Below are 13,185 nucleotides of genomic sequence, written 5' to 3' on the forward strand. Positions count from 1 at the left end.
TTGAGAAACAAGGCTTCGGAAGATTTGTGAAAGTATTTGTTTCCGCTCATACTGTCTCAAAGCTGTATCTTGCCATAGTCAGTTTCATGTATCAATATTGCGAATGGAATGGTATCCGTTAAACCGAAGCGTTGACAATTTTACCGTTGAATAAATCATCGAAATTCAGCGTTTCCCTAAAATTGCATTGACCTGATGCTGCTAATTGCGTTATTTTCCTTTTTTTATAAAACAATTTTTATTAGGTTTATTTTGGGAAACGCTGAATCACCCGGCGGGCAAGAAAAGTGCAAGGCGGACGGATCGAAGGAAGTGAAGCTTATCAACGTGATAGGCAATTTTTCGAGTATCGTCCGGCGCAGCAATTCGCTTCTACAGACAATAAATATCAGTGTTTCCTTAGTATCGACCGGTTTGTGATTTTTATGACCAAATCATCTAAACAGGCTGTTTCGGCTCCACCGGAAAGTTTTGAAGCGGCGTCAGCCGAACTGGAGAAAATCGTAACAGCGATGGAAGCGGGACAAATGTCTTTGGAAGCATCGCTATCCGCCTATCAACGAGGAGCAGAATTACTGCAATACTGTCAGAACAAGCTACAGGCTGCGCAACAGCAAGTGCGCATACTGGAAGCCGGCATGTTGAAAGATTTATCGAAATCCGATAGCAATGAATAATGATTTTCAGAATTGGGCCAGTCGCTGCCAAGCAAGGATTGAAACCTTTCTGGAAGCAAGATTGCCAGCGGTTGACTGTGTACCGGAACGATTGCATAAAGCCATGCGTTATTCGGTACTGGGCGGTGGAAAACGGGTGCGGCCATTATTATCGTTTGCAGCCGGAGAGCTTTCCGAAGCGGATGTTGAACGGGTAACGGCGGTTGCCGCCGCGGTGGAACTGATTCATGCTTATTCATTGGTGCATGATGATTTGCCCTGTATGGATGACGATGTCCTGCGGCGTGGAAAGCCTACTTGCCATGTTGAATTCGATGAAGCGACTGCATTGCTGACCGGGGATAGTCTGCAAACGCTTGCCTTTGAATTGTTAGCGGAAAAACGCATTGCTGATACTGCAGAGACGCAGCTGAAGATGATCGCGCAATTGGCATTAGCTTCCGGTTCACGAGGTATGGCGGGAGGGCAAGCATTTGATTTGGACAGCGTCGGAAAAATGCTGAGCCTTCCGGAATTGGAATTCATGCATATACACAAAACGGGCGCGTTGATTCGTGCCGCCGTGATGCTGGGAGCGCGCTGCAGTAGTTTGTTGCGCGAAGATCAATTGGTTAAATTGGATCATTTTGCCAAATGTGTCGGTTTGGCCTTTCAAGTGGTTGATGATTTGCTCGATTCCGAGGCGACGACTGCGACGCTTGGTAAAACTGCCGGAAAAGATGCAGTGAATAACAAGCCGACTTATGTCAGTATTCTGGGTATCAGTCAAGCCCGGGAATTGGCGGAGAAACTCCAACGCGATGCGTACCAAGCACTTAATGAATTTGATGATGCTGCGTTAAGATTGCGGCAAGTCGCCGATTTTATTATTAAACGTAAATTCTAATTGTTTTTTCCACACTTTTTATTTTCAGGCATTGAATGTATCCACTGTTAGATACCATTAACTTACCATCCCAATTACGTGAACTGGATCAAAAAAAATTACCGCAATTTGCCAATGAGTTACGTGACTTTTTAGTTGATTCGGTAGCGCAAACCGGTGGTCATTTATCGTCTAATTTAGGAACTGTCGAATTAACGATCGCACTGCACTATGTTTTCAATACCCCGTATGATCAATTGGTGTGGGATGTCGGGCATCAGACTTATGCGCACAAAATTTTGACAGGGCGGCGCGAAGGCATGAGCAAATTGCGCATGCACGGCGGAATCGCCGGGTTTCCCCGTCGCGATGAAAGCGAGTACGATGCATTCGGCACCGCGCATTCCAGCACCTCCATCAGTGCCGCGTTGGGAATGGCGGTAGCGGCTCGTTTAAACAAGACCAACCGGCGTGCGATCGCTATCATCGGTGACGGCGCCATGAGCGCCGGGATGGCGTTTGAAGCGCTTAATAACGCCGGTGTGATGGATGCCAACTTACTGGTCATTTTGAATGACAACGATATGTCGATTTCCCGGCCGGTTGGTGCCTTGAATAATTATCTGGCCAAGCTGATGTCGGGAAAGTTTTATGCGACCGCCCGGCGCGCCGGCGAGAAAGTGCTGGGTGTCGTGCCACCGGTGTTGGAGCTGGCCAAGCGCGCGGAAGAGCACGTCAAAGGAATGGTGACCCCGGGTACCTTGTTTGAAGAATTCGGATTCAACTATATCGGTCCGATCGACGGTCACGATCTGGATGTGCTGGTTACTACACTGAATAACATCAAGGAGCTGGATGGTCCGCAGTTTCTGCATGTAGTGACGCGCAAGGGCGCCGGGTACAAGGTAGCGGAAGAAGATCCGATTTTGTACCACGGTGTCGGTAAATTCGATCCGAAAAAAGGAATAGTCGCAAAAGCGGGTGGCAAACCGGCGTATACCCAGATATTTGGCGATTGGTTGTGCGATATGGCGGCGCAGGATTCCCGCTTAATCGGAATTACGCCGGCGATGCGGGAAGGTTCCGGGCTGGTGCGTTTTTCTCAGGAGTACCCTGACCGCTATTTTGATGTCGGCATTGCCGAACAGCACGCTGTAACTTTTGCCGCAGGAGCGGCTTGTGATGGACTGAAGCCGGTGGTGGCGATTTATTCGACCTTTTTGCAGCGTGCCTACGATCAATTGATCCATGATGTTGCGATTCAGAACTTGCCGGTGGTATTTGCGATTGACCGGGCTGGCTTGGTCGGTGCGGACGGACCGACGCATGCCGGAAGTTTTGACTTATCCTATTTACGCTGCATTCCTAACATGACGGTGATGGCGCCCGCTGACGAAAACGAGTGCCGGCAGATGTTGTATACTGCATTTCAATTGGATACGCCATCGGCGGTTCGTTATCCGCGCGGAACCGGACCGGGTGTCAATGTTCAAAAGGAAATGAAAGCATTGCCGATTGGGCGGGGTGAAATCCGCCGTGAAGGCGTGAAAATCGCATTGCTGGCGTTTGGCAGCTTGTTGGCGCCCTGCTTGCAAGCTGCGGAAGAATTGAATGCAACCGTTGCCAATATGCGTTTCATCAAGCCACTGGACGATGATCTGGTGGCGTCGTTAGCAAGCAGCCATGAGTTACTGGTAACGGTGGAAGAAAATACCGTGTTGGGCGGTGCGGGCGGTGCGGTGATGGAATCGCTCAACAACCAAGGAATCACTGTCAAGGTCTTACAGCTTGGCTTGCCGGATGTTTTCATCGATCAAGGCGAGCATGCGCAAATGCTGGCGGACTGCGGATTAGACAAGAATGGAATCGTTCAATCAGTGCGAGCAATAATGTTTGCATAACTTTACCGGGATCGGTGGATCATCAGATTCGGCGGTAAATGAATCCGGTCTTGTCGTACAGGAGATAAACATGAATAAAGAAATAGATTTGCCGATTGCCGATGTACAAAGCTCACCCGATACCCGGCGTATTGCAATTGACCGGGTGGGGATCAAAGCCATACGGCATCCTGTGATTGTGGCGGATAAAAGCGACGGTGTGCAACATACCATCGCGGTTTTTAACATGTATGTGAATTTGCCGCATAACTTCAAGGGAACGCACATGTCCCGTTTTGTCGAGATTCTAAACGGTCACGAACGGGAAATATCAGTGGAGTCTTTTCAATTGATTTTGCGGGAAATGATCGAGCGATTGGAAACGGACTCCGGTCATATTGAAATGACGTTTCCTTATTTCATCAATAAATCGGCGCCTGTCTCGAAAGTAAAAAGCTTGCTGGATTATGAAGTGACCTTTATCGGTGAAATTAAAAATAATGAATACCTGTTCACCATGAAAGTGGTCGTTCCGGTTACCAGCCTTTGTCCGTGTTCGAAGAAAATATCCGATTACGGTGCGCATAACCAGCGCTCGCATGTGACGATTTCGGTACGCACCAACAGTTTTGTGTGGATCGAAGACATTATCCGTATTGCCGAAATGAATGCTTCCTGTGAGCTGTACGGCTTGCTGAAACGCCCTGACGAAAAGTATGTAACCGAGCGGGCGTACGACAATCCCAAGTTCGTTGAAGATATCGTCAGAGACATTGCTGAGATGCTCAATCACGATGACCGCGTCGATGCTTATGTGGTCGAATCGGAAAATTTCGAGTCGATTCATAATCATTCGGCGTATGCGTTGATTGAGAACGATAAGAGCGCTTACAAACGAATTCCTAAGTAATAGTAGTTCATATTGCTTGCCGTCTCATAAAACTGAGTCTCCGGGAAAACAATTCGAGCTCACTTCCGGCAACGTCCTGACTAACATTTGATAACTCAGGAGGTGCGTCATGTCACATACGATCATTCAAGAACGTGCCGCGGGTACCATTATGGGTGCTTTTATCGGCGACGCTTTGGGGCTCGGTCCTCATTGGTATTACGATCTCGCCGAACTACGGCGTGATTACGGGGAATGGATCACCACCTATACCGATCCCAAACCGGGGCGCTACCACAGCGGACGCAAAGCGGGCCAACTCTCTCAGTCAGGCATCATTCTCACACACATGGTGCGTTCCCTCGTTGAACGCGGTGAATACAATGAAGCCGATTTTTGCCGCCGGCTGGATGAAGAACTGTTTCCGTTACTCGATGGTACTCCGATGGGCGGGCCGGGCGGTTATACCAGTCAATCGATTCGTCATGCGTGGCGCTGCCGGGTAGAGCAGAAATTGCCGTGGAGCAAGACCGGAGGGCATGCGGACACCACTGAGGCCATCGAACGTACGTTGGCGATTGCTGTTCGTTATGCATTTCAACCGGCGGAACTCGCTATCGCGGTGGCGAACAATACCCGCTTGACGCAAATCGACGATACGGTGATTTCCATGACAGTGGCTTATGCCGCCGTATTGAGTATGCTGTTGCAAGGGCATGCTTTGGATACGGCATTGTCCGGAAAATTGATGAAACTGGTGAAAACCGGGAAACTTCCCTTTCATGCCGTAACCTTCGACGATTTGCACCCGCCGCGCCCGGGCGATCCCGATCCACCGCGCGCCGGGCGTTTTGCATCGCCGGATGCATTGCTGACACCGTCTTATATGGCGCAAGCGGCAGCGGATGCGGATATTCGTATTGAACCGGCTTGGAAAGTGTCGATCGTTTACGGCATGCCGTGCGCCATTTATCATCAACTGCCCGCCGCGTATTATCTTGCCGCTCGTTTCCGGAACGATTTTGAATCCGCGGTACTGCATGCCGTCAATGGCGGAGGCCAGAATCAAGCGCGTGCGATTCTCACCGGTGCACTGGTTGGCGCCCAGGTGGGTTTGGCCGGTATTCCTCAGCGATTTCTCGATGGACTGGAAGACTCCGAATCACTTGTAAATCTTGCTAAGAACCTTGCTGCGCAGATGGATAGCATAATAACCGGAAATTAGGGTTTTTGTCCGGTTGCGATATGTGGTAACCGATTATGGGTTTGATATTTCCATTTGTGCAAGGTACTGACCAGGTCAGTACTGAGATGATAGATTAAGCTTCAGACCAGGGCATCAGAATTGATGCCTTAAATTTCTTTCTCAGATTTATGTGTTGCTTCGATTTGCCATATTGAGATTCTCGTGCGCATAAAGGAATTTATCGATAAACCATCGCGGTGATGGCCGATGCGAATAACCAATACCGTCAATTGTGCATCATGCACTTCGTATACAACGCAATACAAACCGATGCGAATACGGCGTAGTCTGGATATTCTCTTTGAGCACGCCACCGCTGCCGGGTTTGTTTTGAGTTGATCAATTGCTTCGATAATGCGAATCCGATCCGCATAGGTTATGTTTTTTAATGACTTAAGCGCGCTCTGCTTAATGCTGACGGAGTAACTCATGCTTTGCGGTATTCCCAATCCAATACCGGATCAGCCGGATCGCACAAAACTTCTGCGGCACGGGAAATAGCTTCAAAATCGCCGAGATAATATTCGACAGCCTCTCTGATCACATCGACACGCGCGCGATGCAATTTTGCGGCTTCTTCATCCAGTGCAGCGATCAATTCACCCGGTAATTTTACTGATATCTGGCGCATTTCAGGTTCTCAACTCCAATTGATTTTGAATATTCCAGATAATCGTATCGGCGCTGAAGTCCTGTCCGTGCGGCCAAGCGATGCTATGATGTGCCGGGTGGACCCCGCGAAAATATGATTCATTTGCGAGTTCCTCGAAAGCGTTGCCATTCAAATAGGGTTTTACATCAAAAATCCCGGAAACCCCGCTGCTCGTCAAAATCTCAATCCGGTAATCTTACAAGGGAACAGCTTTTGTGATTTTGTCCATGGTTTTTCTATCGCAACGGTTCGATTTTAAACAACGGTTCGTCCAAGATCGCCAGCTTCCAATCCGCCATCAACTCATCCCGGTGAATTTCAATCCAGGCTTATACCAATTTCATTTTTGCGGATGCGCACCATCTTCAATCGCAATCGTAGCTTGGTAGTCACCGTACTCGGCATGGACATGCGGGATGTTCTGTTTCTTGTTGTCGTAAAAGTACATTAGGATAAGAATCCCATAAAACATAGAAGTAGGCATTAATTACCGTCCGAGTGCAACGTCTTGTTAGCCCTTTTTTAGGTTGCATAATCGGTGAGTGAGATTTGCATTCTCAGGTATAGTTTTGCCACCGAGCCAGTATCTATTGTCGTGATCTATTGTTGCATCATCAATAAGAGATATTTTGTTCCCGCAGATTGAGCAAGTTGGGTTTGCTTCAAACATTTCCTTTTTGAGTTGTCGAGAGAAAGCTCTTTTTACATCCTGAGGTTCACTGTCTTCCATTATTTCATCAAGTCTTTTAAACCATGTATCAAAAACATACTTTAGTCTGGTCGATTCACCTGTTGCTCGTCGAACTCTATCAACCCAAACAGGATCACTATTTATCAAATCCAAGTATGACTCATATATGCCATCCGCTTTCTGGGTGACTTGCCCAAGATCATACCTGCAGAACGAAGTTGCTATGACTTGAAAAATTGCTGCATTTGGTCTTGTGGCCCACTCACCTGAGCTAAATTTTCCAGGTTTCGCAATGTCACTTTTCAGTCTGAATGAGTTTTCCCCAAATACAGTCAAACATGCTTTCATGCATTTTTCAAAGATTTTACGATACTCCTCAATTTTTTCATCGTTGGCATCTTTATAGGTGTCAAGAAACTCGTTCAAAAATCGCTTTAATCCAGAGGCGCATTTAAGATGTGTTCGCTCATAGAAAGCTAAGAACCTTAGAATCAAGGCTCTGTCTTGCATACGCTTTTCAAAATTCTTCTGATTTACGGCCCTCTTGAAATTCTCGTTCCTGCCCAAGTCTTTTATGAGAGAGTTCAGCGACCCTCTGTAAAGACAGTTTCTTATTTCCATGTCATTGAGCTTAATTCCACCGGTGTTAAGTCTTTCGAAGACAACAAAATGAATATCTCCGTGGCTATCTGAAAGCTCAAATGAACGCAATATAGAATCTTCCAGTTTATTTTGAATTTCATTTGGAAGATCCTGATAAGATTTCCCTTTGTACTCATTAAGAAGGTCAAGTTTTTGTAGTTTGTATTTGTTATCAAAAAAGTTAAAAACTGAAGTCAATCTCTGAAGACCGTCTATCACTTCATATTTTCCTGAGTCTGTCTTAGCAAGATAGACGACAGGAACAGGGATATCTAACAAAAATGACTCAATGAGTTTTGATGCTCTTGATATATCCCAAACATAGTTTCTTTGCCACTCGGGATCGATAATAATCCGACCTGACTTATACCACCTATGAAGCTCAGAAAGACTCCTATCAGCTTTATCAAGCACGACTTTCTTGTATGGGGATGCTGCTGGATTGAGCTCACCTTCATCTAATGCATCTACATCATTGTTTGCAGCTTCGTCTTCGTAGTCGAATTCAGAGTCGATTCCATCTTCCGGCTTCATATGATCTCCATTTTTGGTGAGTTAACTAGAATTAGACGTCCGAAATGACGTAATCAATTGTGTGATCAATGAAATCTAATACGGTGATGTTCATTGTATCCCCCTCTTTATGAATATATTTACCAAATTTATCTGCCTGATTATCATCATATTAAACTCATTTAGTTCCACAAGCTGGGTGGCATGATGTTATCGACGCATAGCCCGTTTGATATTTTCCAACACCCGTAACACCGTTTTCCTCGGTGCTCCAATATTCACCCGCATAAACCCGCTGCCTTCCTGGCCGAATTGCACGCCCGGATTCAGGCCGACACCGGCTTCATGGATGAAGAAGTGCTTGAGTTCGGCGTCGGTCAGGTTCATCGCGCGGCAGTCGAGCCAGAGCAGGTAGGTGCCTTCGGCTGGGATGACTTTGATTTCCGGTAAGTGCTCAGCGAGATACGATTCGACGGCATCGCGGGTGTCGTGCAGATAGCTACGTAGCGCTTCCAGCCAGGCTTCGCCGCCGCGGTAGGCGGCTTCGAAGGCGGTGACGCTGAACGGGTTAGAGGCGCTGACGTGCAGGCTGTTGAAAACCTGATTGATGGCGTTGCGCATCGTTTTGTCGGGAATGATTAACGCTGACAGATTCAGCCCTGGGATGTTGAAGGTTTTGCTCGGTGCGACGGCGGTGATGACGGCGTGTTGATCGGTTGCCCGCGCGGCGAGCACGTGGTGTTGCTGGCCGGGATAGAGCAGGTCGTGGTGGATTTCGTCGGAGAAAACCACCAGATCGTGCTTTGCGGCGAGTTGCAGCAACCGTTCCAGTTCATCCGGCGACCACACGCGTCCGACCGGGTTGTGCGGCGAACACAGCAGCAGGAATTTGGCTTGCCGGGCGCAGTGTTCCAGGTGGTCGAAGTCGATGGTGTAGCGGCCGCTGTTGAGCCGCAGCGGGTTTTGGATCAGCTCGCGGCCGGTTTGCGTGGCGGCGGAGAAAAACGGGAAATACACCGGCGGCTGTATGATGATGGCGTCACCCGGTTGCGTCAGCGCCATCACGGCGGCGTTGATCGATGGCACCACGCCGGGGCACATTACGATCCATTCGCGTTGCACAGTCCAGCCATGCCGCCGTTGCAGCCAATTGATCAGCGCGTCGAACAGGCTATCGGGAAACAATGTGTAGCCGTAGATCGGGTGCTGCGCACGCTCGGTCAGCGCGTGCGTGACGGCGGGCGGGGTGGCGAAGTCCATGTCCGCTACCCACGCGGGGATGACGTCGGCCTTGCCAAATACTGCAAGGCGGTTGTCGTATTTGACGCTGTGCGTGCCTGTGCGATCGATTTCCCGGTCGAAATCGAACGCGTCGTTCAAGCGATGCGCTCCCAGATCGTGACTTCCGCCAGCGTGTGCTGGAATTTGCGCTTGGTTTCGCGGATCACGAACGGCACCGCTTGCGGACCTTGAATCAAGCGGAAGTGCTTGCCGAGCATTTCTTTCAAGCCGTCGAGCGTGGTGAAATTCTCGCCGTCGCGCTTGAAGCCGCCGATCCACGCTTCTTTTTTGGTGTGTTCGGTGAGCCAAGTATACGGCGACGTGATCATCAACAATCCTCCGAGATTGATGCGGGTGTGGATGCTGTTGAGCAATTTGGCCGGATCGTACAAGCGGTCGATCAGGTTAGCGGCGAGAATCAGGTCGTAGCCGGTGAAGATCGGCTTCAGATTGCAGGCGTCGCCCTGGAAAAACTCGACCTTGTTCTTGACGTGATCCAATCCCAGATTGCTCAGCGTGCGTTCCTTGTACGACACCAGCTCGCCTTCGTCGGTCAGGGTGTAGCGCAGGATACCTTGCTGCGCCAGTTGCACGCCTTGGCCGATAAAGCGCGCGGAGAAATCGACGCCGGTGACGTGATCGAACACTCTCGCCAGCTCGAAGGTCGAGCGGCCGGAGGCGCAGCCCAAATCCAATGCGGTGCGTTTAGGCCGGTCGCCCATCGCGGCGATGGCGATTTCCGCCAGCGCTTTGGAGAAATTCGGCACGTCGAAATAAGTGTCGCCGTAGTGAAATTCGGCGTATTCCGACAGTAATTTGTCGGTTTCGTAATTGGAACTTGGCAATGTCGCCGGAGCGTCCGAAACCACATAGCGGAAACCGGCGTGCTGGAAGAAATGTCGGCGGAACGCGTAGCGTGAGCTGCGGATCGATTCGTTGCCGCAGGCGATCCACGAACCGCCTTTGATCAGATTATGCTGGTTGTCGAACGTCGGCGTGGTGAAGTCATCGTACAACGGGTGCACGTCGAAGCCTTCGAATGGATATGTCGGTGTTTCGGTCCATTGCCAGGCATTACCGACGATATCAAAAAACTCGCCGTGCGCAAACTCAGTGACCGGACAGCTCGATGCATAATAATCCAGATGAAGATTGCCGGTCGCTTTGCGCTCGAACGGCACTTCGCAAAGCCCTGCAACATCGTACAATCGGTACCATTCGTCCTCGGTCGGCAGCCTGACCGGCTGCTTGGTGGTTGCGGCTTTCCAATTACAAAATGCTTTCGCTTCATGGTAATTGACTTCCACCGGCCAATCCCACGGCATCGGTACTTCTTCCGTCATCAAACGCAACAACCAGTCATCACCTTTTTTAACCCAAAACGCCGGGTGCTCGGCTTGCGTGAATTGCCGCCACGAGCGACCTTCTTCCAGCCAATAGCTGTCGCTGCGGTAGCCGCCGGCTTCGACGAACGCCAGAAATTCCTGATTGCTGACTAAATATTTGCTTGCCTGAAAAGCGGCGACGTCGGCGGTGTGCAGGCCGTATTCGTTATCCCAGCCGTAATGCTGCTGATTGGTTTTGGTTTTATGCAGTGTAACCGTTCCAGCGGCAACCGGCACCAGTGAATTCTGCGGTGCGGCGCCGGATTTCCGGCACGGCTGCCAATCGGGGTGCGGTTGCACGAAATGCAAGGCATGCTGTCGGATCAATACCGACGAGGTTTCCAAGTGAATGCGCTCGTGCTCGATACCCATCACAATCGGCCACCAAGAACTCTCCCAGGTGATCGGTAAAGCCAGCGGCATCACGGTAATCAGTTTGTCGACCGCGGCGCGCATGGCATTGCGATAAGCGCGTACTTCGCCGACTGTCGGCCAATCGTAATGCGTGCTGTCGAGATCGTCCCAGCTCATTTCATCGACACCGACGGCGAAAATCGATTCCAATCGCGGATTGATGCGCTCACTGATCAACCCGGCGAGAATCAGCTTGTTGACGAAAAAAGTCGCGGTGTGGCCCAGATAAAAAATCAGCGGGTGACGTAGCGAAATGGATTTTTTATAGTACGCTTCGTCAGTGCGCAATGTTTCAAAAAGTTGCTCGTAGCGATCCAGCGTGGTATGGAAATAACTGCGGATTTCTTCACGTTTGAGGTTGATGTCGTCGCCATCTAGCAAAGGTGTTCTTTGGAATAAAGGTTGTGGCATATAGTAATTTTTGACAGTTCTTCTTTCATTAGTTTGACCGGTATTATAACGCCATGCATTTTTCAGGCGATACCCAATCGGGACAAAAGTCGCTTTTACTGACCGGAATGCAGCATAATCGGTGAGAAAGCTGATAAAACCATGCTGTTTTGAAGGAAATAGGCGATGTTTAAAGTAATTAACCGTTTTTTAGTTTAATGACATTTTTCTAAATTGCAAGTATCCGTCATGAATGAAGTGACGCTCGTTTTGGTCTGTAAGCGGCCTGCACCTGGCGTTGGCAAGCAACGACTGGCCGCGAAACTGGGGCGGAAAAAAACGTATCAGATCGCGGAAGCGCTACTGATGTGCGCATTGGAAGATGCGGCCGATTGGCCGGGGCCGGTGGTAATTGCACCTGCGCATGCGGAGGATTCGGATTGGGCGCGTTCGTTATCGATTCCTCATGCTTCAAGAGTGACAATCGTGCCGCAAATAGCGGGAAATCTTGGGCAACGGTTGAACGCATTGGATCAAACGCTGCGGTTGCAAGGCATGCAACATTTGTTTTTTATCGGCAGCGATGCGCCGGGGTTGCTTGCAGACGATTATGCAATGGCCCGGGATGCATTGCAGCACACGGATGTGGCGTTGATTCCTGCAGCTGATGGCGGCGTGGTGTTGATGGCGAATCGCCGGCCTTGGCCGGATTTATCAAATTTGCCATGGAGCTCGAATCGGTTGGGAGAATCGTTGATCGGGCTTTGCCGGCAGGCGGGGAATTCGGTAAGCGCGATTGGTCACGGTTCCGATGTTGACGAATGGTGCGATGTTGTGAGGCTGGCAACTTCGTTGCGGCAGGATCCGCGGCCCGCGCGACGCGCATTGCTGCTGCAGGTAAACGGCATTCTTTCAAATCGGGATGGTCGTGATGCTTAAATTCAGCGTCGTGATCCCGTGCTACCGCGATGAGGAGCCATTGGCGCGTTTGCTGGAGCAATTGCGGCGGTTACCGCATCAACCCGGTGAAATCATTGTTGTCGATGCGGCGGGCAGTCGCCGTTGTGCGCAGCTTTGCGAGCAAGCGGCAGCCGCTCGGTTGCTAAGCGAGCCGTGTCGTGGACTGCAACTTGGTATCGGTGCGGCGCAAGCTCAGGGTGATGTGCTATGGTTTCTGCACGCCGATGCGCAGCTATCAGCCGATCCATTGTTGGCGATGACAATGGCGATTCAACGCGGCGCGATCGGCGGTTATTTCCGCTTCCGTTTTGCCAGTCCGCGCGCTTGGCCGGCTTGGGTTCTGGAACCGGCAATTGCGCTGCGCTGCCGTTTTGGCGTACCCTACGGTGATCAAGGAATTTTCATGCTGCGGTCGGTTTATCGCCAGGTGGGCGGTCATGCACCGTGGCCGTTGTTTGAGGAAGCGCCTCTAGTACGCGCAGCGCGGCGGTTAGGTCCATTTGCAGCGTTGCCGGAGCCGATTTTTGTCGATTCGCGCCGCTGGCAACGGGATGGCTGGTGGCGGCGCAGTCTGAATAATCGCCTGTTGGCATTGAAATTCATGAGAGGAGCGGCGCCGCAGGATTTAGTCGCACATTATCATTCTAAAAATGACTTGTGAATGACATAATGATGAAAATGCTCAATTGAAAGGATCATC

14 protein-coding genes are annotated in these 13,185 nt (G+C 50.1%); 7 read left to right on the plus strand and 7 right to left on the minus strand.

The window, feature by feature from the left end; all coding sequences use genetic code 11:
- Window positions 1-425: 425 nt before the first annotated feature.
- The 5 genes from KF839_RS05850 to KF839_RS05870 all read left to right on the plus strand — a co-directional run bounded on the left by KF839_RS05850 (window position 426) and on the right by KF839_RS05870 (window position 5,536).
- A complete protein-coding gene (locus KF839_RS05850; RefSeq protein ID WP_292916974.1) occupies window positions 426-677 on the plus strand; it encodes an exodeoxyribonuclease VII small subunit in 252 nt (83 codons plus the stop codon).
- A complete protein-coding gene (locus KF839_RS05855) occupies window positions 670-1,563 on the plus strand; it encodes a polyprenyl synthetase family protein (RefSeq protein ID WP_292916902.1) in 894 nt (297 codons plus the stop codon). Before KF839_RS05850 ends, KF839_RS05855 begins: the two co-directional genes overlap by 8 nt.
- 35 nt (window positions 1,564-1,598) lie before the next feature.
- On the plus strand, window positions 1,599-3,443 hold the full coding sequence (dxs, locus tag KF839_RS05860) for a 1-deoxy-D-xylulose-5-phosphate synthase (RefSeq protein ID WP_292916903.1): 1,845 nt from the start codon (window positions 1,599-1,601) through the stop codon (window positions 3,441-3,443).
- A gap of 70 nt (window positions 3,444-3,513) precedes the next feature.
- Window positions 3,514-4,332 carry a GTP cyclohydrolase FolE2 gene (folE2, locus tag KF839_RS05865; RefSeq protein ID WP_292916904.1) on the plus strand — a complete coding sequence of 273 codons (819 nt, stop codon included), beginning with the start codon at window positions 3,514-3,516 and terminating at the stop codon, window positions 4,330-4,332.
- A gap of 109 nt (window positions 4,333-4,441) precedes the next feature.
- Window positions 4,442-5,536 (plus strand): ADP-ribosylglycohydrolase family protein, encoded by a 1,095-nt coding sequence (locus KF839_RS05870; protein ID WP_292916905.1) that lies wholly within the window; start codon window positions 4,442-4,444, stop codon window positions 5,534-5,536.
- 128 nt (window positions 5,537-5,664) lie between these two features.
- On the opposite strand, the gene KF839_RS05875 is transcribed toward KF839_RS05870, so the two are convergent.
- The 7 genes from KF839_RS05875 to ovoA all read right to left on the minus strand — a co-directional run bounded on the left by KF839_RS05875 (window position 5,665) and on the right by ovoA (window position 11,546).
- Entirely contained in the window at window positions 5,665-5,988 is a 324-nt protein-coding gene (locus KF839_RS05875; RefSeq protein WP_292916906.1) for a type II toxin-antitoxin system RelE family toxin, read from the minus strand.
- A complete protein-coding gene (locus KF839_RS05880; protein ID WP_292916907.1) occupies window positions 5,985-6,188 on the minus strand; it encodes a ribbon-helix-helix protein, CopG family in 204 nt (67 codons plus the stop codon). Before KF839_RS05880 ends, KF839_RS05875 begins: the two co-directional genes overlap by 4 nt.
- Window position 6,189: 1 nt before the next feature.
- Window positions 6,190-6,396, minus strand: coding sequence for a DUF2442 domain-containing protein (locus KF839_RS14855; RefSeq protein ID WP_416362350.1), 207 nt, complete (start codon window positions 6,394-6,396; stop codon window positions 6,190-6,192).
- A 153-nt stretch (window positions 6,397-6,549) separates the two neighbouring features.
- Window positions 6,550-6,657, minus strand: a complete 108-nt coding sequence (locus KF839_RS05885; protein WP_292916908.1) for a DUF4160 domain-containing protein — start codon at window positions 6,655-6,657, stop codon at window positions 6,550-6,552.
- A gap of 63 nt (window positions 6,658-6,720) precedes the next feature.
- A complete protein-coding gene (locus tag KF839_RS05890) occupies window positions 6,721-8,076 on the minus strand; it encodes a GmrSD restriction endonuclease domain-containing protein (RefSeq protein ID WP_292916909.1) in 1,356 nt (451 codons plus the stop codon).
- A gap of 189 nt (window positions 8,077-8,265) precedes the next feature.
- Window positions 8,266-9,435: a MalY/PatB family protein gene (locus KF839_RS05895; RefSeq protein ID WP_292916910.1), complete on the minus strand. Its 1,170-nt coding sequence runs from the start codon at window positions 9,433-9,435 to the stop codon at window positions 8,266-8,268.
- Window positions 9,432-11,546: a 5-histidylcysteine sulfoxide synthase gene (gene ovoA, locus KF839_RS05900; protein ID WP_292916911.1), complete on the minus strand. Its 2,115-nt coding sequence runs from the start codon at window positions 11,544-11,546 to the stop codon at window positions 9,432-9,434. The genes KF839_RS05895 and ovoA overlap by 4 nt, the downstream gene beginning before the upstream one ends.
- 228 nt (window positions 11,547-11,774) lie before the next feature.
- Between ovoA and KF839_RS05905 the strand changes: the two genes are divergently transcribed.
- Both KF839_RS05905 and KF839_RS05910 read left to right on the plus strand, forming a co-directional pair.
- Window positions 11,775-12,464, plus strand: coding sequence for a TIGR04282 family arsenosugar biosynthesis glycosyltransferase (locus KF839_RS05905; protein ID WP_292916912.1), 690 nt, complete (start codon window positions 11,775-11,777; stop codon window positions 12,462-12,464).
- On the plus strand, window positions 12,457-13,146 hold the full coding sequence (locus KF839_RS05910; RefSeq protein ID WP_292916913.1) for a TIGR04283 family arsenosugar biosynthesis glycosyltransferase: 690 nt from the start codon (window positions 12,457-12,459) through the stop codon (window positions 13,144-13,146). Before KF839_RS05905 ends, KF839_RS05910 begins: the two co-directional genes overlap by 8 nt.
- Window positions 13,147-13,185 lie beyond the last annotated feature (39 nt).

Source organism: Nitrosomonas sp. (genome assembly GCF_019635155.1).
GTDB lineage: Bacteria > Pseudomonadota > Gammaproteobacteria > Burkholderiales > Nitrosomonadaceae > Nitrosomonas.

What these genes read in the sequence shown, in the direction of transcription:
- KF839_RS05875 (WP_292916906.1), bottom strand. Translation starts at nt 5,988, where the DNA reads ATGAGTTACTCCGTCAGCATTAAGCAGAGCGCGCTTAAGTCATTAAAA.
- KF839_RS05855 (WP_292916902.1), top strand. Translation starts at nt 670, where the DNA reads ATGAATAATGATTTTCAGAATTGGGCCAGTCGCTGCCAAGCAAGGATT.
- folE2 (WP_292916904.1), top strand. Translation starts at nt 3,514, where the DNA reads ATGAATAAAGAAATAGATTTGCCGATTGCCGATGTACAAAGCTCACCC.
- KF839_RS05905 (WP_292916912.1), top strand. Translation starts at nt 11,775, where the DNA reads ATGAATGAAGTGACGCTCGTTTTGGTCTGTAAGCGGCCTGCACCTGGC.
- KF839_RS05870 (WP_292916905.1), top strand. Translation starts at nt 4,442, where the DNA reads ATGTCACATACGATCATTCAAGAACGTGCCGCGGGTACCATTATGGGT.
- dxs (WP_292916903.1), top strand. Translation starts at nt 1,599, where the DNA reads ATGTATCCACTGTTAGATACCATTAACTTACCATCCCAATTACGTGAA.
- KF839_RS05850 (WP_292916974.1), top strand. Translation starts at nt 426, where the DNA reads ATGACCAAATCATCTAAACAGGCTGTTTCGGCTCCACCGGAAAGTTTT.
- KF839_RS05910 (WP_292916913.1), top strand. Translation starts at nt 12,457, where the DNA reads ATGCTTAAATTCAGCGTCGTGATCCCGTGCTACCGCGATGAGGAGCCA.
- ovoA (WP_292916911.1), bottom strand. Translation starts at nt 11,546, where the DNA reads ATGCCACAACCTTTATTCCAAAGAACACCTTTGCTAGATGGCGACGAC.
- KF839_RS05890 (WP_292916909.1), bottom strand. Translation starts at nt 8,076, where the DNA reads ATGAAGCCGGAAGATGGAATCGACTCTGAATTCGACTACGAAGACGAA.
- KF839_RS05880 (WP_292916907.1), bottom strand. Translation starts at nt 6,188, where the DNA reads ATGCGCCAGATATCAGTAAAATTACCGGGTGAATTGATCGCTGCACTG.
- KF839_RS05885 (WP_292916908.1), bottom strand. Translation starts at nt 6,657, where the DNA reads ATGTACTTTTACGACAACAAGAAACAGAACATCCCGCATGTCCATGCC.